Source organism: Gracilibacillus caseinilyticus (genome assembly GCF_022919115.1).
Lineage (GTDB): Bacteria > Bacillota > Bacilli > Bacillales > Amphibacillaceae > Gracilibacillus > Gracilibacillus caseinilyticus.
This window is the reverse complement of sequence record NZ_CP095072.1, coordinates 1,904,167-1,927,346: the sequence shown is the minus strand read 5'-3', so window position 1 is coordinate 1,927,346 and position 23,180 is coordinate 1,904,167. Positions and strand designations below refer to the sequence as shown.

Below are 23,180 nucleotides of genomic sequence, written 5' to 3'. Positions count from 1 at the left end.
ACAATTTAAGAAAAGCCGAACATAGCACGTTTTGTGTTCTGTTCGGCTTTTTATTTTTTATTTAGCGGATGAGTAATGTTCTCTGGTATTTTCTTGATAATGGTAGGCTTTCTGTTCTTTTCTGTTTTGCCACCATTGCTGGATATTGTTAAATTTTCCTTCGACAATTGGTTGTGTGAAGGTTACAACCGGCTTGGAAGCCAGGAACCAGACGATAGCTGCTGCGATAATCCCCATTCCAATCGTGTCGAGATTATGATCCACTCTCAATAAACTCGCCTCACGCACATATTGAATAATGATACCGTGCAACAGATAGACATACATCGTATTTTGACCTAGCACGGTAAAAGTAAATCCACGTCTTGGCACCAATAATAAAATGGCAAACACCATTAAGGTTGAAACAGCATATAACATTGATCGGAATACCCCACCATACATACCTGCCTCTAACGTTTGATAGGATTTAGATCCGAACATCCATTCAGATGGAACGCCTGGCTCGATAAAGCAGATCGCAAATATAACGACAAGTACACTAATTGCTGCTATTTTCATTCCTTTCGTTTGCCATTTAAACAGTTGGTCCTTCGTTAACCAGTAACCGATTAAAAAGAACGGAAAAAACACCAGTGTCCGGGATAAACTAAAACTAGGTCCTATCCATGAGATATACCCCGCCACAACCCCAACCGCGAAGGCGAGTGGTATCCCGTATCTCGGCTTCATTTTTTTATATCCTATCAGGAGCAAGTGCCAGCTGAATAAACTAAGCAGGAACCATAATCCCCATAACGGATCATATAAGGTGGTGTCCCAGCTGTCCTTCCCTATCCCTAAAAAATAGAGGAAATAAAACGCTTGGAACAGTAAATATGGTACAAGGATTCGCCTTGCTAATTTGCCGATATATTGCTTGTTACCAATTCCTTTTGCAAAAAAACCGCTTACCAATACGAATATTGGCATGTGAAATAAATATATCCATTGATAAAGTACATTTACTAATTCTATATTTTCTTTAAGGGGCTGAATTAAATGCCCGAATACTACCAAAAAAATAAATAAGAGTTTGGCATTATCAAAGTATGCTTCTCTTTGCATTTTACATTCTCCCTTACTTTTCGTTATTTCCATAATACCCACTACAAAAGAGAACAAAAAGTAAATTGGATAATTGTTATCCATTTGTAAATCAGATGTTAATAAACTGAAAAGCTTTGATTGTTTACGTAATATTTTCCGAAGATTTTTCATGAAGATGTAACGCATAGATTTATGTGGGTTAATAGGTGAATGTGAGTGCGTGTCTTGAAATTATTGGTGGAGTAAATCTTGCAATCGGTAATTTTTTTTGCCATTGCGTTGCTTCTTTGAACTTTAACTATGTTTTGGATACAAATCTTTGGATAGGGTAGGCTCTTTTGGCTTCTTTTCCCCTCTATGGATACAACTTTTTGGGCATAGCGTACACTTTTGTTCCCTTTCTTCATCTTTGGATACAAATCTTCAGACTTAGCGGCTCTTTTGTTCCCTTTCCCCATCTTTGGATACAAATCTTCAGACTTAGCGGGCTCTTTTGTTCCCTTTCACCCCTTTAGAATACAAATCCTCCCGATGTATTTTAAGATTTGTATTCTTTCTCAAATGACCTCTAGAGCTGACGGACATTAGAAATGGCTTACCTGAAGAAAGCTAATTTCCGCCGATATGAATGAATAAAAAAACACCCCAATCCGGGGTGTTTTCACTTAAAATTCAATTGCCCATGTTCCATTACGGAAGATGGCTTCTGTTTTGCCGTCCTGGGTGATGCCGTCGATGTTCATTGCTTGAGAGCCGATCATGAAATCTTCGTGGACAATACTGTCGTTGACACCATGCTGATCCATTTCCGCTTCAGTCATATCAGAGCCGCCCTTAATATTGGTCGGGTATGCTTTACCAAGAGCAATATGACACGAAGCATTTTCGTCAAACAACGTATTAAAGAAGATGATACCTGACTGTGAAACTGGTGATTCATGCGGTACAAGCGCTACTTCTCCCAAACGGGATGCGCCGTCTTGATCTGCATCTAACAGCTCCTTCAAAGCTTGCTCGCCCTTTTCACAGGTAAAATCGACTACTTTGCCTTTTTCAAACGTCAAGGTGAAATTCTCGATTAGCTGACCTTGAAAACTTAGAGGCTTTGTGCTGGTAACTTGGCCATTCACCCCATATTTATGTGGCATTGAAAAAACTTCTTCTGTTGGCATATTCGGATTGAAAGTCACACCATCTGTTGCCTTCGCCGCACCACCATGCCAAATATGTCCTTCTGGCAGCTCGATCGTTAAGTCAGTACCTTCTGCTGTAAAATGAAGTTTAGCATAGTTTTTATCATTTAAATATTCGCGGGCATTACGTAATAATGCATTATGATCTTCCCACGCTTTAATGGGATCTTCCTTATCCACACGCGAAATACGGAAAATCTCCTGCCACAGCTTTTCTGTTGCTTCTTCTGTTGACGAATCAGGATAAACTTTCTCTGCCCATGCCGCAGTCGGGTAACCGACAATCGACCAGCGTGCCCGGTCATTCATTAAGTAATCACGATATTCTTTTAATGCAGTAGAGCTCGCTTTGGTAACGGCAGCCATTCGTTTGGCTTCAATATCTTTCAGAAGATCAGGGTTCTCCCCATAAATATTCAAAATAGCATAACCATCTTTAACCATACTAAGCATCGCATCTTTTCGCCATTCCGGAAACGTTTCCAATACTTCCATCGGGGCATTTTTCATTTTTAGATATGTTAAATCATCGTCGTTCCATTCGACATGAACATTTTTCGCTCCAGCTTGATAGGCTTCTTTAACCACGAGACGGACGAATTCGGCAGCTTCGATTGGTGCCTGCACAATAAGCCCTTGTCCTTTTTGTAAATGAACACCTGTTTGTAATGCTAACTTCGCATACTTCGTTAATGCTTCTTTCATGTTTACTGCTCCTCTCCAAAGTGAACTATAATAATATGCTAACTTATTCCATGGAAAAAGCAAATCTTTTTCATTTACTTCTTTCATATACTATGGCATTAATAACTATATAGAGGTGATTTATGAGATGGAGACATTACTAAAATATCGGAAAATTGTGTGGATTTTTGTTCTGCTGCTTATTATTACAGGGATCTTCACCTATTTACAAACTCCAAAACGTGATATTCCCGAAATCAGTCAAAACATCGCTTCGATTTCGACCGTGTATCCTGGTGCCAATCCAGAAGTTGTAGAAAATGAAATTACCAATCCAATTGAAGAAAAAGTGATGGAGATTGAAGGGGTTGACAATGTCACGTCCGCATCCACAAACGGTTTTTCTACCGTTACGGTAACATTAAGTGATAACGCTAACTCAGATTCTGTGTACTCCACTATTCGACAATACGTGCAGGATGCCGAAAGCGGCTTCCCGGATGATGCATTTTCACCTGAAGTCAAAACAGACCTTGTGACATCCAGCGTCGCTACATACCATTTACTAAGTGATAACCGGGATGATCTATATGCGATTCGTGATCAGGTGGAGAATTGGAAATCAAGCTTAACGGAGATCAGTGGCATTTCCTCTGTTTCTGTAAAAGGTCTGCCTGAACAAAAGGTACTTATCTCACTTGATCAAGAAGCACTTGCTGACAATCAAATTCAGCCAAACCAAGTGATTGAAGCGATTCAGAATGAACTAAGTCCGACAGCCTTAGGGACAGAAAGTAATCAACAGCAAAACATTCTGTTAAATCTGGTGTCTGTCGATGATTTAGCACAACTAGAGGATATTTATATAGCTGGGGAAACAACACTATCAGACATCGCTTCGATTAATGTAGAGAATGAAGCAACGGAAGATTTAATTACCTATAAAGATCAGGCAGCCTTATCGTTAACGGTTTTCGCTGAGGATGGCGGAAACATTTCGAGTCTTCAGGATCAAATCGATGAGAAGGTCTCTAAATTAAAAGAAGACTTGCCAGCAGAAGTCAACGCGGACCGCTTCTATTCTCAAAGCACCGTTATTGATGAAGTATATAACAGTTTACTAATATCATTAGCGATTTCATTGTTGTCTGTCATTATCATCATGGTGCTCGGCTTACCAATATCTTCTGCTATATTGGTTGCCCTGGCTATTCCGATTTCGATTATTGTCGGGCTTATTCCGTTACCATATGCAGGAGTGGACCTTAATCAAATATCGATCATCGGCATTATCGTAGCGATCGGGATTCTTGTCGATGATGCAATTGTTGTGAATGATAATATTATGCGGCGCTATCAACTAGGTGACGGACCGATGGATGGGGTCAAACGCGGTCTAAAAGAAGTACGGGTGTCGATCGTTACTTCAACTTTATTAATCGTGTTCAGCTTCTTCCCTCTCACGTTCCTTTCGGGCAGCAACGGCGAATTTATCCGGGCCTTACCGATAGCACTCATGGGAACCATCATTGCATCGACATTGCTGGCATTAACTTTAATTCCAACGGTGCAATACACGAGACAACTAAAGCTGTATAAAACAAAAAAACGTCGCGTCGGTCTGTTAACGAGTTTTTTCCGTTGGTTAGAGAACCTCTATGCTGACAATGTCTTACCTGCCATTATTAAAAAACCTTGGCTAACGGTAATCAGTGGTATTGTCATTTGTATTCTCTTATTACTTTTAGCAGTAAAAGTACCATTTGAGTTCTTCCCTGCTGCTGATCGTGCTGAGGTGACGCTGTCGTTAACGTTAGATGAAGGTACACCAATTGAAGAAACTGATCAAAAACTGGCAGATATCGAAAGCTACATTCAAGAAAATGCGGAAGATATCAGCGAAACCGCTCGTTATACTGGTGGCGGATTACCAAATATTTTTAATTCAGGCTTAACCAGATCAGGTGAAAACACTGGGCAAATTGTCATCCGTGTAGACCGAGATAAAACGTCCGCCAGTGCCTTTATTGAGCAATATGAAAAAGAATTACGAGACGAATTTCCAGATAGTGAAATTTTCTTAGAAACAATTGTTTCCGGACCACCACCGTCTCCGGCAATTGAATTGAAATTGAAAGGTCCAGACCTCGATGTTTTATTAGAGAAATCAACAGCCTTAAAGGATCAGTTAAATGAACTTGATTCTGTCGAGATTGCGACGGTGAACACAGGAACGAGTCAGCCTGTCAAAACGTATGATATTGATCGTGATTTTCTTGCTCAAAATGGGATCTCACTTAATCAAGTGACAGGTACATTACAGCTGGCTAATGCAGGTGTTCCTCTATCCGAAATCAAGGTGGATGATCAAAAATTAAACATGGAATTACGGTTGGATGAAGGAACAGAGAATGCAATTGATTTAAGTGAGTTAAGTGCTGTCGTCGCTTCTGATCAGGGAGCACCGTCCATTTATTCCTTTGACGAATTCATTACAAGCAGTGAGGATCAACAAATTGCTGCGATCACACATACTAATGGGGACCGAACTATAACGATATCCGCGTATGAATCAGGTGAAGGGGATTTCGCTGCCGAAACCACTGAAGTAATTGATTCGATGCGTGCCGAGCTTGATGATATCGATGGTGAGTATGCTCTAGGTGAAGATGGGGAAGCAAGTGCAGAAACAGAATTCTTTGTTGAAGTAGCGAAGTTGTTTGTAATTGTCTTGTTCTTGATTTACATCACATTAGCCATTCAATTTAATTCGTTACTGACACCATTCTTAATTACAAGCACGATTTTCTTAGCAATCACCGGTGCAGTTGTCGGGCTTTTCGTCAGCGGTCAGCCGCTTAGCTTCTTAGCTGTCTTAGGTATTATCTCGCTTTCTGGTATTGTGGTACGGAACTCAATTCTCATTATTGAGTTCATTCAGCAAAATAAAGAACAATATGAAGGAAATACAGCAGAAGCCATTATTACAGCCGGCCGTGCAAGACTAAGACCAATTATTCTGACGACCTTAACGTCGATTGCAGCGTTAACGCCAATTATTTTTATGGGCGATGTCTTATTCAAACCATTGGCAGTATCGATTGTGGCTGGGTTAATCTTCTCTACTGTATTGACCTTGCTGCTATTACCAGCTTTCTATATGACCATGGAAAAGTTTCGAGCTAAACAAATAAAGTGAGACTTCAATCAGTGGGGGTTTTTAACCCCCACTTAGCTTCTTAATTTATCTCTCGAATCTTGAAGTGGGGGTATTACGGACGATTAGCGCCGTGATTAGAAAAACTCGGCATTCGCCTCGTCTATTAGCGAGTGTCGAAGTTTTTCTTATACTTGGTACATTCTAAATTTTCACTGCGTCGTGCATCTTCATTGCTAAAATTTTATACTTTTCTACCGTATAAACAAAATCCCCAAGTCAATTAAAGACTTGGGGATTTCTTTATTTTTATTTTACAACGCAATATCTTTGTTCACTGCTTCTTTGTCGTTATATTTAGTAATGTTTAACTTTTTCATAATTTTTGAAGTAAGCGTACCTGATACAATTGAGTCGTTTACGTTCAATGCTGTACGCCCCATATCAATTAACGGTTCGACAGTTATCAGTAACCCGGCTAATGCTACTGGTAAGTTCATTGAGGAAAGTACGATTAATGCTGCGAATGTCGCACCGCCACCTACACCAGCGACACCAAATGAACTGATGCCAATAATTAGTACCAAGGGAATTAGAAAACTTGGTGATAATGGATCGATGCCTTGTGATGGAGCGATCATCACTGCCAGCATTGCTGGGTAAATACCCGCACAGCCATTTTGACCAATCGTTGCACCGAATGATGCTGCCATATTCGCAGTACCACTGTGCACACCAAGGCTTTCTTTCTGTACTTGAATGGTTAATGGAATCGTTCCGGCACTGGATCGTGACGTAAAGGCAAAACTCAATACAGGTAATACTTTACGTATATACAGGAACGGATTCAGACCGAATACTGCTAGTAGAATTAAATGGATGACGAACATGATCAATAAAGCGACATAGGACGCACCTACGAATTTTCCTAGCTCAATAATACCGGCTACATTCGTTTGTGCTACCGTATTCGCCATTAAGCCCATGATACCGAATGGTGCAAGTCGTAAAATGATCGTCACCATCCGCATCACTACGGCATAAATTGCGTTAACCATTTCTACGAATTTCGTTGCTTGTTCCGGCTGTTTTCTTCTTACTCCTAGTACGGCAATCCCAACTAAAATCGAGAAGATCACGACAGCAATAACAGATGTTGCTCTCTCACCTGTCATATCCAAAAAAATATTCGATGGGATAAATTCTAATATTTTTTGCGGAGTCGTCATGCCTTCTAAAGAGCCAAGTCTTTCTTCAAGTGCCAGACCACGCTCTTCTTCCGCCTGCCCCATTTCAATTTGATCAGCATTTAAATTAAAAATAGTAGAGCTGGTAATACCAACTACAGCAGCAATCATAGCTGTCGTAACTAAAATCCCAATAATCCATGCGGACATTTTCCCTAATTCTGATGATTTCTCTAAATTAATGATCGATTGGATGATCGACACCATGACTAATGGAATAACGATAACCATTAATAAACGGACGTATCCTCTACCTACGATATTGTACCAATCTGTTGTGGAACTAACAATCTCAGAATCTGCTGAATAGACAATTTGTAAAAATGCCCCTAGCAGAATACCTAAACCTAAACCAGTGAATACACGTTTACTAAACGATACGTATTTTCGCTGCATACCGATTAAAACACCAATGAATACTAACATAATTGCAATATTAATAATAATCAAAAACGTATCCATACTTATTTCCTCCTCAAATAATATAATTCCGATTAAAATACTATGATATATTACTATCATTTTACGCAACTGTCAACTTAATGATGTTAATCAATTGAAATATAAAACAAATTGGGAATGATAACTTGGTAAAGAAAAGCCGGTCTTAACCCGCCCGGTCCTAACTAACTTAAAAATATTTAAGCTGCCTATAATACGGATTATGTAAAGTGGATCTTGTGTGTCAATGTGGTAATTTTGATATGTTATATATGCTAGCAAATCTCCGGAAATATACTCCGCGTCCTGTTGGGTACGGCTTCAGCTAGGCTAAAATTTGAACAACTTCTTTGTTGCCTTGTGCCGAGGAAACTTACTTCGAAGGGATACTAGCAGCCACAGTTGCAGACAAAGTGGATCTTCAGATCGTACTCGTACTGACGCATGCGGAGTCTTCGCTTAAGGAAGTGCTACAACGTTAGTCACAATTAATAGCGGCAGTGCTAAACATTGTGTATTTGCAATTTCCAATGCTATCATTGATTGTTACTTCTGGATAACAATCTAAAAGCTAAAACTCTTACATTAGTTGTAGAATCAATACTTTAGCGCAGGCCAACCACGTAGACTCCCGATGGAAGTGGTTGGCCCCGGAGCGATGTCCTAGCACATGAATCATTTCAAAATGACCACTAAGCCAGTTGTTAATTTACATAATCCGTATTATAAGAACCTACACTTTTATTCTTTATGACAAAGAAAAAGCCAAACACAACTCGAATTTTTTCGTCCATTCGTGTTATGTTCGGCTCTTTTTTGTTATGACTTATCATGTAATCGATATGTCTTCTTCTAATACGACATCGACATTGCCTTTGATAGCACGTGATATCATGCAGGATGCCTCAGCGTCTGTTACGATTTTTTCTAATTGAACCAGTTGGTCTGCTGTTGCTTCTTTTTTTAATCTGACCACTGGACGGTGCGTGATTCTTTTATAGGTAAAAACGCCGTTCGTAACGTCAACATCTCCGACTGAATCTAAATGTAAATAGTCCAGCGGAAGGTGAGCTCGTTCGATCATTGCGGCCAATGTAATAATATAGCATGTAGAAGCCGCGCCAAGCAGCATTTCATCTGGATTGGTCCCAATTCCAGGGCCATCCATCTCTGGAGGAATCGAAATTTGTGTCTTCAAATTACCTGCTTCCAACTCCCCTACTTCATTTCTGCCACCAGGCCACGATGCTTCTAGGTAAAAATGATGTAATGCCATCTGTACCATCCTTTCTTCCTCCCATTATAGACAGGTGATGGATGAGATGAAACTAAAATGATTTATGCTTCTTTTTTGTTTTTTCCTGACAAAAACCAGCCACCTACAGCAATTGCTACAAGTACGGCATAGAAGAATAACTTCCAAGCTGTTGAGTGGGCAAAGTCGTGCGGTAATAAATGAATATCTTCATGTGCCAGTACCGTTACTACCAGCTTCACACCAACCCAGCCGACGATAATAAAGGCTGCGGCTTCTAATCCCGGACGATCGTGCAGCAATTTAACAAAGACATTTGCTGCAAATCGCATAATGATCAGACCGATCATACCACCTGCTAAAACAACTAAGAATTGACCTGTATCAAGACTTCCAATCGTACCTATACCTGTTGCCGGTAGCGCGACTGCCAAGGCAACAGCTGCCAGAATCGAATCCACGGCAAACGCTAAGTCTGCTAATTCAACCTTAAGAACCGTCATCCAGAAGCCACTGCCCTTGTTCTCCGCATCTTCGCCCTCTTCCTCATCACCATCGTTCTTCCGTTTTTTATAAATATCATAAAGATTTTTAATCGAAATGAACAATAGATAGGCAGCACCTATTGCTTGCACTTGCCACACATCGACAAGGAAGGAAATAATGAATAATGATCCAAAACGTAAGATAAAAGCCCCTGCTAAACCATAAAATAAAGCTCTTTTTCGTTGCTCATCTGGTAAGTGTTTCACCATTATCGCAAGCACAAGTGCATTATCTGCAGCTAATATACCTTCTAAACCAATTAATACTAATAATACCCAGCCATACTCAAAAATTAATTCCAACTGCTTCAACTCCTCTTTGATATGTTCTCCACCCGCTAGCAAAGATCACACAAAAATAGCGAGACCTTTACCATGGATGGTAAAGGTCTCGCTAACAACGTCGAGTTGCCAATAATGCCGGAGATATTCTCTCGAAATGACGACATTTATTGTAACAGCTACTCCCCTTTATGTATATTCTTAATATACGTTCTTTTTCCGATTCTGTCAATCTTTTCTTAATTAGGATATTCAAAAAGGCATTCGGCAACATTTTTTGAACACGCACTTATAGAAAAAAGAACCTTCACCATCAGATTAGGTTTAGGTTCTTCTTTTATACTCGAATTTATGCATTAATTACTTTACTGATACGATCATCTACTTCCGTTTGCAACTGTTTGATCAGCGCCTTGCTTTTTTCAGATCCGTCTGTCTTCACACCGAAGTAACTTTTGATTTTAGGCTCTGTACCAGACGGGCGGAAGCAAACCCATGCTTCTTCTTCTAATAAAAATTTCATCACATTTTCCTTAGGTAAGGTAATGACTTCTTCTGTCTCTTGCAATGGAAGCTGGCGGATACTGCTGTGATAGTCCTCCACCGCTATAACTTTCCATCCACCTAATTGCTCGAATGGTTCTTGTCTAATATCATCCATAATCGCAGCAATTTGTTCTGCTCCATCTTTCCCTTTTAATGTTAATGACTTCATATCTTCCAGATAAAAGCCATGACGTTCATATAGTACATCCAACGCTTCTAACAATGTTTTACCCTGTACTTTCCAATAATTAGCCATCTCACATGCCGCAACTGCCGCTTGCACAGCATCTTTATCACGGACGAAGTCACCAATCAAATAGCCATAGCTTTCTTCATAGCCAAAAAGGAAATGACGGTTATCTGATTCAAATTGTTTCATTTTTTCACCAATAAATTTAAAACCTGTTAACGTATCAATTGTATTGACACCATAATAAGAAGCGATCGCTCTGCCTAATTCAGTCGTTACAATGGTTTTCACCACTTGACCATCTTGTAATTGATCCGCTTCCGTCTGTGCTAACGTATAATCCAATAACAACGAACCGAGCTGATTACCTGTCAAGACCTGATAAGAACCTTTACCATCTTTCACTGCTACACCAAGACGATCGGCATCTGGATCTGTTCCGATTAAAATATCTGCATCTACTTCCGTTCCTTGAGCAATCGCCATTTCGAACGCTTGGTGCTCTTCCGGATTCGGAGATGTTACGGTTGAGAACTCAGGATCTGGTTGTGCTTGCTCTTTGACAACATGAACATTATTGAAACCGATTTGTGCTAATCCTTTCAGCACCAAATCATGCGCCGTTCCATGTAAAGGTGTAAAGACGATATTCACCTGATCTTCAGCTGTTTGTTTCTGGATCGTTTTCAGTTCCTTTAGATATGCTGTATCGACGGATTCACCAACCCACTCCAACAGACCAGCAGACTCCACTTCTTCTCTGTCTAGTACTTCTACTTGCAACTCATCTTCGACTTTGTTCACTTCTTCAATGATAGCTGCTGCTTCTTCAAGTGGAACTTGACCGCCATCTGCATTGTATACCTTAAATCCGTTGTATTCTGGCGGATTATGACTTGCCGTTATCATAATCCCTGCCGCTGTGTGCAAATGACGGACAGCGAAGGAAAGTAATGGAGTTGGTCTTATCGATTCGAAGACATATGTTTTCACTTTATGGGCACCCAATACCCTTGCTGCCTCTACGGCAAATTCCTGAGACATATAACGTGAATCATAGGCAATCACCACTCCACGGCTCTCTGCATCTTTTATATTTTCTACTATGTAATTGGCGAGGCCTTCAACTGCCTTACGTACCGTATATATATTCATGCGATTCGTTCCTGGACCCAGCATGCCACGCATACCACCAGTTCCGAAGGTTAAATTTTTGTAAAACGAATCTTCTAATTCTTCTTCATTATCTGACAGCGTGTTCAACTGCTTTAACAAATCTGGATGAAGCGTCGTAAACGATGCCCATTTTTTTAATGTATCTTGCCATGCCATACGATTTCCCCCTAAACATACATTATTATAATCCTATAGTAGCATAGTCTTGCTGTCGTTTCTATTGATTTTATATGTATAATAAATTGTAGCTTACTGCTGAAATATCCTTTTCAGCCCTAACAAAAACATACCATCATTTGTCTACAGATGATAGAATGACAGTATGAAATAAAAAAGGTTGTGAAGCATTTGTTACAGAAAAAAAGCATTCGAACGCTAATAACATTCATATTAATTTTCATCTTAGTATACTTAATTTATTTATCCCGCTTTATTTTCCAACCAGTTGGTGCTTATTTAGCAGCTATCGCCGTACCGATTATCGGCTCTGGTATCATTTATTATATTACCAGTCCGATCGTTAATTGGCTGTCACGAAAAAAAGTCCCCCGCTTTATTGGGACCATGATCGTATTCCTGTTACTTATAGCGGTTATCACGCTGATTATCTTATTTATTGCACCGATTGTACAACGACAATTTTCCAATTTTGTCGATAGCGTGCCGAAGATGGTAAGAAGTGCGCAAGATATATTTGAGCTGTGGCAGCAAAATCAGAACATCATTCCACCTCAATTTGAAAGTGCAATTCAGAACGTGCTGGATAATATTAGTGGCTATGCGGAGAAAATAACGACGGGGATTATCAGTGCCATTGGACAAATATTTAGTTTTGTCTTTTCAATTGTCCTGATTCCGTTCTTTCTTTACTTCATGATGATGGACGGCTATAAACTGGTACCTTTTGTTTCAAAATTTTTAAGTCCGAAAAAAGCGGACAGTTTTAAAACCTTAACAGCTAATATTAATCATACGCTGTCATCATTCATTCAAGGACAATTTTTTGTCAGTCTTTGTGTAGGGATCATGCTGTACATTGGATATGTGATCATTAAACTGGATTACTCCCTATCCTTGGCATTATTTGGTCTTGTCATGAACTTTATTCCGTTTATCGGGCCATTCTTATCAGCTATACCAGCGATCATTGTCGGCTTCTTCCAGGAACCTATGATGGCTGTCTGGGCAACTAGTGTCATGGTGATTGCACAACAGATTGAAAGTAACCTGATCTCGCCAAACATTATGGGACGGGCCCTTTCGATCCACCCGTTAACAGTTATCACATTAATCTTAGCTGCCGGGGGTATCGCTGGATTTATAGGGTTGTTATTCATCATCCCTGCATATGCCGTTGTCAAAACTGTTATTTCTCATTTCTATCATGAATGGAAAGAAAAACAGCCAGAGAAAGATCCAGATCTGCTGTAAAGCTGTTCTACATAGGGTATGATGGCTTATTGCCAGTTAAAGTGGCAATAGCCTTATCCCTAGTTATTGCAAAGGATTATAATTTTTTTGCCATAATGTACATAATTTGCTCGTCATCTCCAAAATATAAAGAATAGGAACCTCTTGATTCAAATCCCATATTTTTATGAAAATCGATGGCATTTTTATTTTTTCGCCATACCCCTAACCATATTTCACTTTTTTGACGCTCTTTGGCAATCTCCATAGCTTTGTCTAGCAATACTTTCCCTAACCCCATGCTTCTGTAATTATTTTTTACATAAATACGTTCTATTTCTAATGCATTATCACTAACATTGTATGTTTGAGCATCTGCTTCATTAATTTTTAAATAACCAGCGAGGTTTTTGTCTACATATTGGAATAAAAATGTTGATGATGGATTGGATAATTCTTTGGTGAGTTGATCTACATTGAAGGCATTTTCCAAATATTCATTAATATTTTCGGGAGTATTTAAATGGCTATAAGTTTCGTTATACGTATCTGTGCCTATCTCTTGTAACAAATACAAGTCGTCTATTGTACATTGTCTGATACTTGTCTTCACATAACCAGCTCCTTTTGAAATTTTTAGCAAAATTATTGCTAATGATTTAAGTATATTTCGATATTGCGATTCCGTCAATGGAAGCGGAATCAAAACTGTGTGAAATTTTTGTTACAATGAGCGTGTTTTTGGCGTCATTAGGATTTTTATAACACTAATTTCATAACTTTGGTTTCTATAATATATATGATTAATAGCCTTTCTATTACATTATATTCGTAATATGATCGTCATAATTGCTTTTTGTTGTCTGGAAACCAGTCTTATCTATTATGAGCTTCGTTGCCTTGTGCCGAGGAAGCCCACTTCGAAGCAATACCAGCACAAGATCGATTTCAAAATGGTTGCCAAGCTAGTTGAATTTTAAGAGCTTTCACTTATTTTTACTCTTAAATACTCTTCACTTCTGCTATTCACCTTTTACGACTTTGAAATTTCCTAAAATATAAAAAAGAACCTGCTCCTTACATAAGGAACAGGTTCCGCTTAGAATTATTCGCCTTCTACTGCTGCGATTTCTTCTTTTAATTTGTCATAAATAGCTGGGTCAATACCTTCTACTTCGTTTTTGTAGTATTCGTGTACTGGCTCTGCAGCTTTTTTAAATTCTGCAATTTGTTCATCTGTTAATTCGATGATTTCTGTTGGGTTTTCTTCGTCCGCTTTAATTGCTTCTAACCCTGCTTCGTTTTGAGCTTTTTGTTCATCGAATACCCAATCTTGCATTTCTGCAACTGTTTCATCAACTAGTTGTTTCACATTATCGTCTAGACCATTATACCATTCTGTATTAACTGTTGTCATCGCTACATAGTTGTTATGGTGAGAGATCGTGATTGAATCTTGTACTTCATGGAAACTTGCTGATTCAATAAAGAATAACGGGTTCTCTTGGGCATCAACTGTTTCACGATCTAGTGCTGTATACAATTCACTCCAGCTTAATGATTGTACAGTTGCACCATATGCATCATATGTTTCACGCATTAATGGAGATTCTTGTACACGCATGTTCAAGCCTTCCCAATCAGAGGGAGACTCGATTCCTACATTACTAGTCCAAGCCATTGCACCTTCTGTCCAGAATGCAAGTGGAGAAATACTATGTTCTTCATACTTAGCACGAAGGTCTGTGTTAAGTGCTTCACTGTTTGTTAATACTTCTTGTACTTTTTCTTGATCAGATGGGAAGAAATAGTGTAGTGAGAAGATCTGACCGTCTGGTACTTGGCCACCTGTAAAACCTGGTGACATAACTGCTAACTGAACGCCACCTTGTTGCAGTAATTGCGCCTGGTCTACTTCACTACCTAACGCACCATATTCCAATGGTTCTACAGTAATAGCTCCACCAGATTTTTCGTTAATTCGTTTAGCGAATTCTGCTGCATATTCGTACTGTACTTCGCCTTTAAGCTCTTCTGTTACAAATTGCCAAGACTGCTCTTCGAATTCACCTGAAGCTTCTTCGCCGCCTTCAGATCCTGAATCTTCTCCAGAGTTTCCTTCATCAGTGCCTTCTTCTTCGCCTCCACCACACGCTACTAGTACAAAACTAAGCGTCAAGATGGAAAGTAACATAAGTAAATACTTCTTGTTTAAAATGACCATTACCCCCTGTAATTTTATTAAAAACTTTATATAAAGCGAGCTGCTTAGGGCAGCCACTTTACTAACTTAAATTAATGCTAATGACAATTGTGGGAACAGAATAAGTAACGCGCCGATAACCAGCAAAATAACAATAAACGGCGGTGTACTCCTGATTACCTCCAGATAAGGTTTCTTAAATACCGCACTGGCGGTAAATATATCGACCCCAAATGGTGGTGTCGCTGATCCTAATGCTGCCTGGAATGTAACAATAATACCTAAGTGTATTAAATCAACACCTGCAGTCTCAGCTGCTGGTACAAAGATAGGTGTCAGAATTAAAATAACTACGATTGGGTCTACAAACATACAGCCAACAAAGAAAAAGATACTGACAATTAATAATACATACATTGCACTTGGATCTGATCCCAATACTGCTTCTGTTATTTGTTGTGGTATACGAGCGTAACCTAATACCCAAGTAAACAACTGACCACCAGCTACCAGGATAAATACTGCTGATGTAACCAATCCTGTAGACAACGCAATGCTTGGTAACTTCTTCCATGGAATTGTTTTGTAAACTAACACTTCTAAAATAATGGCATATAAAACCGAAATCCCGGATGCTTCAACTGGAGTAAAGTACCCCATGTAAATACCACCAACGATAATTACCGGGAAACCTAAAGGTAATAACGCTTTTCTAAAAAATTTAAATCTATCTGGCCAGGAAACTTTTTCTGCTAATGGAATATTTTTAACCTTTGCATAGATTACACTATAAATGGCAAACGCTAAAAATACCATTATCCCTGGAATAATACCTGCAATAAATAAATCTCCGACAGAAACACCAGATCCTGCAGCTAAAGCATAAATAATCATCCCAATACTTGGTGGAACTAGTAATGCCACGTCACTGGAGTTTATGATTAATGCGATTGCACTGGAGTCACGATACCCGATTTTTAATAACTTTTCTCTCATTGGACGCCCAATTGCAACAACGGTTGCCTGTGTCGATCCCGAAATCGCACCAAAAAGTGTACAAGCTGCAGCTGTTGTAACAGCATATCCACCGCGAATATGACCAACAAACGCACCAATGAAATCTAATAAACGTTGAGAAGTTTTTCCTGAGGTCATAATGTCTGCAGCAAATATAAATAACGGCACACATAGTAATACAGGTGATTCGATACCTGTTAAGAGCTGCTTCATTAATAAATCCATACTTAAGTTTGGATTATAAATTAGCATGATGATAACTGGTGCAATAATTAAAGGTATCATCATCGGAAAATTCAACAGCAATAATACAATCATTATTGATAACAAAGTCGTTAACATAATCTTTTCCTCTCCACATTGACTTTTTATATGGAAATATCTTCCATTTTAATATCTTTTTTCTCTTCATCATTGTAATCTACCGCATCTATCCCTAAATACACTTTGTCTTTTGCCTTCTTAGTGAAGTTAATAAATGTATTGCGCAAGAATTGAATTCCTGCAGAAATAAAACCGATAGGAATAATAACAGACATGAAATAGCGAGGTACTTCTAGTGAAGTGGTAATCGCCCCTGTTTCATATTCAAACATAACAAAATTAAACGTAAAGTATGCCATTACGAACATCACAATTGCTGTCACAAAATTAATGATTATCATCATGATTTTACGCACTTTAAAAGGTGCAAAATCATAAAATGCTGACATACTGATATGACGTCCTTTTCTCGCTGCGTAAGAAATTCCAATAAATGTTGCAATTACAATAGCGAATTTACTTACTTCATAAGCAAAATAAAATGCACCTGAATTAAAAATTTCACGAGCAATAACATTTCCCACAATCATGATCGAGATAAGTATAATAGAAAAACTCAAGATAAATTCTTCTAATTTCATGATGAATTTGTCTAATAACTGAAATACTTTCAACCTTTTTTTCCTCCTCAAAGGATTCATTTCAAATACCGAAATTTTTTCATATTAATAATGTTACAGAATTGTTTCAGCATTCACAAATTTACTATACCCTTATTCAGCGCAAATAAACCACAAATTTTCTGACTACGTAAAAATGTTCTTCAATCATGGATATATGATGGCATTTCCTCATAAATAATCTAGAATACTCAAAAATTGGTAGCTATTTACCCAAATGTGACCTATAATATGGAAATCGTATTTATCTTGCTTATTAACTGTATCTGTTTTACGCTTAAGAAAACGACTGATGGAGGCTTGGAGTATATGAACCGTAAGGAAATTGAGGCTGAAATTGAGGATTTAAAGGCAGACTATGCAAGACTTTCGGCTGATTTAGAGAAGCTTGTGTATGTTGGGGGAAGAACGGAACATAACGAGGATGAGCTAGAAAGACTCACTGAACAGATTGCTTCGTTAAGAAAGCAACTTCAACATACGAAGGAATAGAAGAACCGAATCCGATAAAAGGGCTAGCCAAGTGGCTAGCCTTTTTCGTTACGTTTTTCTTCTAATTTTTCTTTTATTTTATTAAATTCTTTACTTGGTGGTGTCATGCTGACGATAGTATCTCCTGGCGATGCAGAAATTTCAACGTCATTTGTAAAGAAGGCAATTTGCTTCGATTGTTTTACGATAAACAACAGAATCGTCTCCTCGTGACGATCTTCTAAATAATCTTTATAGCGGTATTGCTCTGTCAACGACGTTTTGCGCATCACATAACCGCTTTTCAATTTATATTTTAATTCCTCGATGCCCTCCATTGGTGAAAAGACTTCTCTTCCACCAATCGTATGGTCAATATCGTTAATTTGATCACCACTGTGACTTTGATTAGGTAATCGGAATACATTCTTACGGCCGAATTCCGGTAAGAACGTTGAACAAACCAAGGCATTATACGAGTCATATTCCGTCGAAGCCAATAAATAATCATACGGTGTGAAATTCATCATATACTCTGTCTGCTCCGATAATATCTCACAATGGTTATGCGGTATGCCGGCTTTTCTTGCTCGTTGCAGGCGGTCCCATGAGGAATCAACCACAACAGATGGAATATCCAACTCCTGCATCACCTTCACTAGCGCATTCGAAAAACGATTGGAACCGACAATCAGCACACCTGGATTTCCTTCTGCAGAAAGGTTTAATTTTTTCGCCAGCCAGCCAATGGAGAACCCATGAACTACAACCGTTGAGAAAACAAGTGCAAAGGTTAGCGGTGTAATAAGTGACGAGCCAGCAAACCCTTCATCTGCCAAAATGGATGCAAAATAACTTGCTACCGTTAGTGCCACAATACCTCTTGGCGCAATCCAGCCGACTAACGTTTTTTCCCTCAGATTCAATCCAGAATTAATCGTTGAGAGAAAAACCGAAAGTGGCCGAACGACAAAAAGCATCAATAACACGAAACCGATAATTTCCGGTCGAAACACATCCATCAATGTCTCCGTTGTTAAGGAGGACGTTAATAAAATAAATACCGTTGATATGAGTAAGATCGAAATATTTTCTTTAAAATGGCGCATGTCTTTGATCGAGGATATCCCTAAATTTGCAAGTGTCATCCCCATCGCAGTGACAGCTAATAACCCTGTTTCATGTTTTACTTCATCGGCAATAATAAAACAGGCAATAACCGCCACGAACACGGCAGGTGATTTCAGAAATTCTGGGACATGGCCCGACTCGAACATCCACGCGACCACTTTTCCAAATATATAGCCAATGACGACTGCGAATAACGCCGCCAGTAAGAACAAGAACAAGGAAGTTGCATCCCTGCCATCTGCTGAAAGGAAAAGAATAAACTCAAAGGCAAAGATGGCGACTAACGCACCAAATGGGTCCACAATGATGCCTTCCCACTTTAAAATTTTGGCGGGTGTCGGCTTTAATTTTGACTGTCTTAATAGTGGCAAAATAACAGTAGGACCTGTTACAATAAAGATACCACCAATGACAAACGCAACCGCCCACGACATCCCTGCAACAAAATGGGCAGCTACAGAACCTAATATCCATGCAATAAAAGCCCCCCATGTCACGATTCGAAAGACAGGCTTCCCTAATCCTTTGACTTCCTTAAAATTAAGATTAAGACTTCCTTCAAACAGAATAATCGCAACTGCTATGGAGATAAATGGACGATACATATCCCCAAATGCCTCTTCCGGGTTCATCAAGCCAAACACAGGTCCGACTAGCAATCCTGCAATCGACATGACCACAATTGCCGGTAATTGAAATTTCCACGCCAGCCACTGCGAACCGATCCCGAGAACTGCTACCAGCATAAGTATTAATAATAAAGAGTCCATTATTATCCCCCTATCTGTTTTCTTATCTATCTCTATCTGATCTTTTTTTACACACAAGATAGCATTATTTTAAAGGTTAAAGGAATAGATGTAAATCATTTTATTTCGAGCAATTTTTACCTGCACGGATACCTGGAAAATGTTAAGATAAAATTTGAATGATATAAAGGATGGTTCAGATGTCGAAGGATACATTAGCTTTATTAAAAAAATATTTTGGTTATGACACATTTCGACCAGGTCAAGAGCAAATTGTCGGTCAAATTATGAATGGCGATAACACGTTAGCAATTATGCCCACTGGTGGTGGAAAATCAATCTGTTATCAAATCCCTGGACTTGCAATGGATGGGATTACAGTAGTCATCTCCCCTCTCATCTCATTAATGAAGGATCAGGTTGACGCGCTTAAATCATTAGGAATCACTGCTACCTATATTAATAGTTCCCTTACTTCAGAGGAACAAGCAAGCAGGCTGCGAGCATTGAGGCGCAATGAATACAAATTTGTTTACGTGGCACCTGAACGATTTGAATCGAACTCATTTTTCCATACCATTAACCAGTTGCCTATTGCCCTGATTGCTTTCGATGAAGCACACTGTATTTCACAGTGGGGACATGATTTCCGCCCTAGCTATCGTACGGTTGTACAGGTGGTCAATCAATTAAACCAGCGCCCGATTTTAGTTGGACTAACGGCTACGGCAACTGTCGAAGTTACACAAGATTTACAGCAATTACTGGATGTAAGGACGGAAACTGTCGTTAATACCGGATTTGCCCGACAAAATTTGATGTTTCAGATAGTCAAAGGACACGATCGTCAGACATATTTGCTTGACTATTTAAAAGCTCATGCTTCGGAAACAGGTATTATCTATGCCATTACAAGAAAACAGGTCGACTTGCTTTATCATTTACTAGAGGAAAAAGGATATGCGGTGCAAAAATATCACGCCGGGATGACCGAAGAAGCACGTAAACAAGCACAAAATGACTTTATTTATGATAATGCACAGGTCATGGTGGCAACCAATGCCTTCGGGATGGGAATTGATAAGTCCAATGTGAGATATGTGGTGCATTATGCATTACCGAAAAATCTGGAAAGCTACTATCAAGAAGCTGGACGTGCAGGTCGTGATGGAGAACCTAGTCAGTGTGTTGTTCTTTTTTCGGGACAAGATATTAATCTGCAAAAATATTTAATTGATCAATCTGAAATGCAAGACGACAAGAAGCATAATGAATATAAAAAGCTGCAAGCAATGATTAACTACTGTCATACCGAACAATGTCTGCAGCAATATATTTTGCGTTACTTTAATGATGTGGTTTCTTCAAGCGAACCATGCGGTCATTGTTCCAATTGTGATAATGAAAAAGAATTGGTTGATCACACGAAAGAGGCACAGATGGTATTATCTTGTGTCAAACGGATGGATGAACGATTTGGCGCCAGTCTTGTTGCCAAAGTATTAAAAGGATCGCAGGACAAAAAAGTGAAGCAATTCCACTTTGACCGGCTGACGACTTACGGTTTATTAAAGGAGTTAACCGAAAAAGAAGTGCTTTCCTTCATTCAATTTCTGGTAGCAGAAGAGTATTTAGTTTCGAAAGGCGGACAATTCCCTGTTTTACAGCTGGGCAAACGATCCAAGACCGTACTGAAAGGTGAGGAAAAAGTATACGTGCAAGTTGCCAAAGTGAAAGCACAGGAAGATGACCATTATGATGTCGATATGTTTGAACAATTAAGAAGACTGCGCAAACAATTAGCTACCGATCAAGCAGTGCCGCCATATGTCATATTTTCAGATAAGACATTGAAGGAAATGTCGAGAGTCAAGCCAACTACAAAATACGAAATGCTGGAGATCAATGGCGTTGGCCAGCGCAAATATGAGCAATACGGCGAACTCTTTTTGAAATGCTTTGTTGAATTAGTGGAGGAAACTTAAGAGAAACACCACCAGGTATAAAGTCCAGGTGGTGTTTTTTAGTTTTTCCTTTCGTGCCATTCTTCCAATTCTTTTTCTATGTCATCGTTGGATTCTTGTTCCACTCTTTCGTTAAGGATGTTTAATTGATGTTTTATCGTCTCAAGACTATAAATAACATAGAACAGAACACTTAACACCACGACAAGGTCAACTCACTTTTATAACTCCATATCATATTCCATCCGGTGAGCTGTAGCGTTTGCTGTCTCCTTCCCCACCAACCGTTGCAGCACGTGAAAAGACATATTGATACCTGCTGAAATCCCTGCTGAAGTAATGATATTTCCTTCATCCACAAATTTGACCTCTGATTTTACATCAATAGCTGGATATTCCTTTTGCAATCTTTCAAGACTTCCCCAATGTGTTGTACATTTTCGCTTAGTTAAGAGACCTGCTTTTGCCAGGAGAAACGCACCTGTGCATACAGAAGTCATAAGTGTTACCGACTGCATTTGTTGCTGGATCCAATGAATAACTTTCTGATTATGCTCTATCTCCCGTGTACCAGATCCTCCCGGAATAACCAAAATATCAAATTCCGGGGCATTCTCAAAATGGTAATCAGGTAGAATACGTAATCCGTTGCGAGCTTGCACCATTTCTCCTGTCTCCGAAACCGTCTTTACGTCAAAAGGCTTTTCCCCGTTATTATCATATGTAACAGAAAAAACTTCAAATGGACCAGCAAAATCCAATACTTCTACATCGTTAAAGAGGAAAATTCCAACTTTCCATTTTTTGCTCATGGCTATCTCTCCTTTTGAAATCAATAAGGTATTGTCGGATCAATAGAGGTATTTCATGACTACCGATACAGCTGTTTTTTTATAAGCTTACCAACCTTATACACAATGGTAATGTATAAGATTGGAAAAAGGTAATAGTGAAATATTTTGTATGAATTTATTTTTTCTGTTAAAATATGTTTAATTTTATGAGAGACCAAAGGATACAGGAGGCAAATTGAATGTACTGGGAAACCCTTCCTAACTGGTTTTGGACTATCTATTACATATTTTTATTAGCTACTTTAGGAACTGCAATCTTCCGTTTTTTCAATAAGCATGATAAGATCCTGTCTATTGTATGTATCATCTTTACGCTAACCATTCCAATTGTCAGCTTCTTTTATTCATTTGGCAGAGCAAGAGGAATGAACGAATTCGAACACTTACTTAATCAATTCTTTCAAGGAGCTGTTTGGTCGATTTTTACGTTAATTGGTTATTTATTTCTACTTATATGGTGGAGCTTGTTCCTGTTCAAAAAGAAATCATACGGTTCGGATTAAATGGCATAGATAATAGCATTTTGTTTCTTAAAGAAATTTTCATTCTTATAATACGGATTATGTAGCTTAGCAGTAATTTTGACATATTGTTAGTGGTTTGATACCGCTCCGGCCAACCACTTCGCGTCC

The 23,180-nt window shown here is 38.9% G+C and carries 17 protein-coding genes; 5 read left to right on the top strand and 12 right to left on the bottom strand.

Going from position 1 to position 23,180, the window contains the following annotated elements; all coding sequences use genetic code 11:
• Positions 1-57 precede the first annotated feature (57 nt).
• Both MUN88_RS09140 and MUN88_RS09135 read right to left on the bottom strand, forming a co-directional pair.
• A complete protein-coding gene (locus MUN88_RS09140) occupies positions 58-1,107 on the bottom strand; it encodes an acyltransferase family protein (protein WP_244723547.1) in 1,050 nt (349 codons plus the stop codon).
• 647 nt (positions 1,108-1,754) lie between these two features.
• Positions 1,755-2,987: an aminopeptidase gene (locus MUN88_RS09135; protein WP_244723544.1), complete on the bottom strand. Its 1,233-nt coding sequence runs from the start codon at positions 2,985-2,987 to the stop codon at positions 1,755-1,757.
• A 127-nt stretch (positions 2,988-3,114) separates the two neighbouring features.
• Here MUN88_RS09135 and MUN88_RS09130 point away from each other — a divergent pair, with 127 nt between their 5' ends.
• Positions 3,115-6,165: an efflux RND transporter permease subunit gene (locus tag MUN88_RS09130; protein ID WP_244723541.1), complete on the top strand. Its 3,051-nt coding sequence runs from the start codon at positions 3,115-3,117 to the stop codon at positions 6,163-6,165.
• 272 nt (positions 6,166-6,437) lie between these two features.
• Here the strand turns inward: MUN88_RS09130 and MUN88_RS09125 are convergent, their stop codons facing one another.
• The 4 genes from MUN88_RS09125 to MUN88_RS09110 form a co-directional block, all read right to left on the bottom strand.
• Positions 6,438-7,832: an L-cystine transporter gene (locus tag MUN88_RS09125; protein ID WP_244723538.1), complete on the bottom strand. Its 1,395-nt coding sequence runs from the start codon at positions 7,830-7,832 to the stop codon at positions 6,438-6,440.
• Between the two features lie 808 nt (positions 7,833-8,640).
• Positions 8,641-9,087 carry an OsmC family protein gene (locus MUN88_RS09120; RefSeq protein ID WP_244724426.1) on the bottom strand — a complete coding sequence of 149 codons (447 nt, stop codon included), beginning with the start codon at positions 9,085-9,087 and terminating at the stop codon, positions 8,641-8,643.
• A 62-nt stretch (positions 9,088-9,149) separates the two neighbouring features.
• Positions 9,150-9,914: a TerC family protein gene (locus MUN88_RS09115; protein ID WP_244723535.1), complete on the bottom strand. Its 765-nt coding sequence runs from the start codon at positions 9,912-9,914 to the stop codon at positions 9,150-9,152.
• 328 nt (positions 9,915-10,242) lie between these two features.
• Complete coding sequence (locus tag MUN88_RS09110) at positions 10,243-11,961, bottom strand: phospho-sugar mutase (protein WP_244723532.1); 1,719 nt, start codon at positions 11,959-11,961, stop codon at positions 10,243-10,245.
• 183 nt (positions 11,962-12,144) lie between these two features.
• Between MUN88_RS09110 and MUN88_RS09105 the strand changes: the two genes are divergently transcribed.
• A complete protein-coding gene (locus MUN88_RS09105) occupies positions 12,145-13,236 on the top strand; it encodes an AI-2E family transporter (RefSeq protein WP_369809967.1) in 1,092 nt (363 codons plus the stop codon).
• Positions 13,237-13,312: 76 nt separating this feature from the next.
• Here MUN88_RS09105 and MUN88_RS09100 read toward each other — a convergent pair whose 3' ends face one another.
• The 4 genes from MUN88_RS09100 to MUN88_RS09085 all read right to left on the bottom strand — a co-directional run bounded on the left by MUN88_RS09100 (position 13,313) and on the right by MUN88_RS09085 (position 17,373).
• Positions 13,313-13,828, bottom strand: a complete 516-nt coding sequence (locus MUN88_RS09100) for a GNAT family N-acetyltransferase (RefSeq protein ID WP_244723527.1) — start codon at positions 13,826-13,828, stop codon at positions 13,313-13,315.
• Positions 13,829-14,320: 492 nt separating this feature from the next.
• Positions 14,321-15,439: a TRAP transporter substrate-binding protein DctP gene (gene dctP / locus MUN88_RS09095; protein WP_244723525.1), complete on the bottom strand. Its 1,119-nt coding sequence runs from the start codon at positions 15,437-15,439 to the stop codon at positions 14,321-14,323.
• Between the two features lie 66 nt (positions 15,440-15,505).
• A complete protein-coding gene (locus tag MUN88_RS09090; protein WP_244723523.1) occupies positions 15,506-16,777 on the bottom strand; it encodes a TRAP transporter large permease in 1,272 nt (423 codons plus the stop codon).
• 26 nt (positions 16,778-16,803) lie between these two features.
• Entirely contained in the window at positions 16,804-17,373 is a 570-nt protein-coding gene (locus MUN88_RS09085; protein ID WP_244723521.1) for a TRAP transporter small permease, read from the bottom strand.
• Between the two features lie 315 nt (positions 17,374-17,688).
• Between MUN88_RS09085 and MUN88_RS09080 the strand changes: the two genes are divergently transcribed.
• Positions 17,689-17,871, top strand: a complete 183-nt coding sequence (locus MUN88_RS09080) for an SE1832 family protein (protein WP_244723519.1) — start codon at positions 17,689-17,691, stop codon at positions 17,869-17,871.
• A 35-nt stretch (positions 17,872-17,906) separates the two neighbouring features.
• On the opposite strand, the gene MUN88_RS09075 is transcribed toward MUN88_RS09080, so the two are convergent.
• Positions 17,907-19,751 carry a cation:proton antiporter gene (locus MUN88_RS09075; protein WP_244723518.1) on the bottom strand — a complete coding sequence of 615 codons (1,845 nt, stop codon included), beginning with the start codon at positions 19,749-19,751 and terminating at the stop codon, positions 17,907-17,909.
• A gap of 179 nt (positions 19,752-19,930) precedes the next feature.
• Between MUN88_RS09075 and recQ the strand changes: the two genes are divergently transcribed.
• Positions 19,931-21,715, top strand: coding sequence for a DNA helicase RecQ (recQ, locus tag MUN88_RS09070; RefSeq protein ID WP_369809966.1), 1,785 nt, complete (start codon positions 19,931-19,933; stop codon positions 21,713-21,715).
• A gap of 200 nt (positions 21,716-21,915) precedes the next feature.
• Here recQ and MUN88_RS09065 read toward each other — a convergent pair whose 3' ends face one another.
• Positions 21,916-22,506, bottom strand: coding sequence for a DJ-1/PfpI family protein (locus tag MUN88_RS09065; RefSeq protein WP_244723515.1), 591 nt, complete (start codon positions 22,504-22,506; stop codon positions 21,916-21,918).
• A 221-nt stretch (positions 22,507-22,727) separates the two neighbouring features.
• On the opposite strand from MUN88_RS09065, the gene MUN88_RS09060 reads away from it, so the two are divergent.
• Complete coding sequence (locus MUN88_RS09060; RefSeq protein WP_244723513.1) at positions 22,728-23,051, top strand: hypothetical protein; 324 nt, start codon at positions 22,728-22,730, stop codon at positions 23,049-23,051.
• The last annotated feature ends 129 nt before the right edge of the window (positions 23,052-23,180 follow it).

Bases quoted from the DNA above. Each gene is read 5' to 3' on its own strand.
- MUN88_RS09140 (WP_244723547.1), bottom strand. From the start codon at position 1,107: ATGCAAAGAGAAGCATACTTTGATAATGCCAAACTCTTATTTATTTTT.
- MUN88_RS09135 (WP_244723544.1), bottom strand. From the start codon at position 2,987: ATGAAAGAAGCATTAACGAAGTATGCGAAGTTAGCATTACAAACAGGT.
- MUN88_RS09130 (WP_244723541.1), top strand. From the start codon at position 3,115: ATGGAGACATTACTAAAATATCGGAAAATTGTGTGGATTTTTGTTCTG.
- MUN88_RS09125 (WP_244723538.1), bottom strand. From the start codon at position 7,832: ATGGATACGTTTTTGATTATTATTAATATTGCAATTATGTTAGTATTC.
- MUN88_RS09120 (WP_244724426.1), bottom strand. From the start codon at position 9,087: ATGGCATTACATCATTTTTACCTAGAAGCATCGTGGCCTGGTGGCAGA.
- MUN88_RS09110 (WP_244723532.1), bottom strand. From the start codon at position 11,961: ATGGCATGGCAAGATACATTAAAAAAATGGGCATCGTTTACGACGCTT.
- dctP (WP_244723525.1), bottom strand. From the start codon at position 15,439: ATGGTCATTTTAAACAAGAAGTATTTACTTATGTTACTTTCCATCTTG.
- MUN88_RS09090 (WP_244723523.1), bottom strand. From the start codon at position 16,777: ATGTTAACGACTTTGTTATCAATAATGATTGTATTATTGCTGTTGAAT.
- MUN88_RS09080 (WP_244723519.1), top strand. From the start codon at position 17,689: ATGAACCGTAAGGAAATTGAGGCTGAAATTGAGGATTTAAAGGCAGAC.
- MUN88_RS09075 (WP_244723518.1), bottom strand. From the start codon at position 19,751: ATGGACTCTTTATTATTAATACTTATGCTGGTAGCAGTTCTCGGGATC.
- recQ (WP_369809966.1), top strand. From the start codon at position 19,931: ATGTCGAAGGATACATTAGCTTTATTAAAAAAATATTTTGGTTATGAC.
- MUN88_RS09065 (WP_244723515.1), bottom strand. From the start codon at position 22,506: ATGAGCAAAAAATGGAAAGTTGGAATTTTCCTCTTTAACGATGTAGAA.
- MUN88_RS09060 (WP_244723513.1), top strand. From the start codon at position 22,728: ATGTACTGGGAAACCCTTCCTAACTGGTTTTGGACTATCTATTACATA.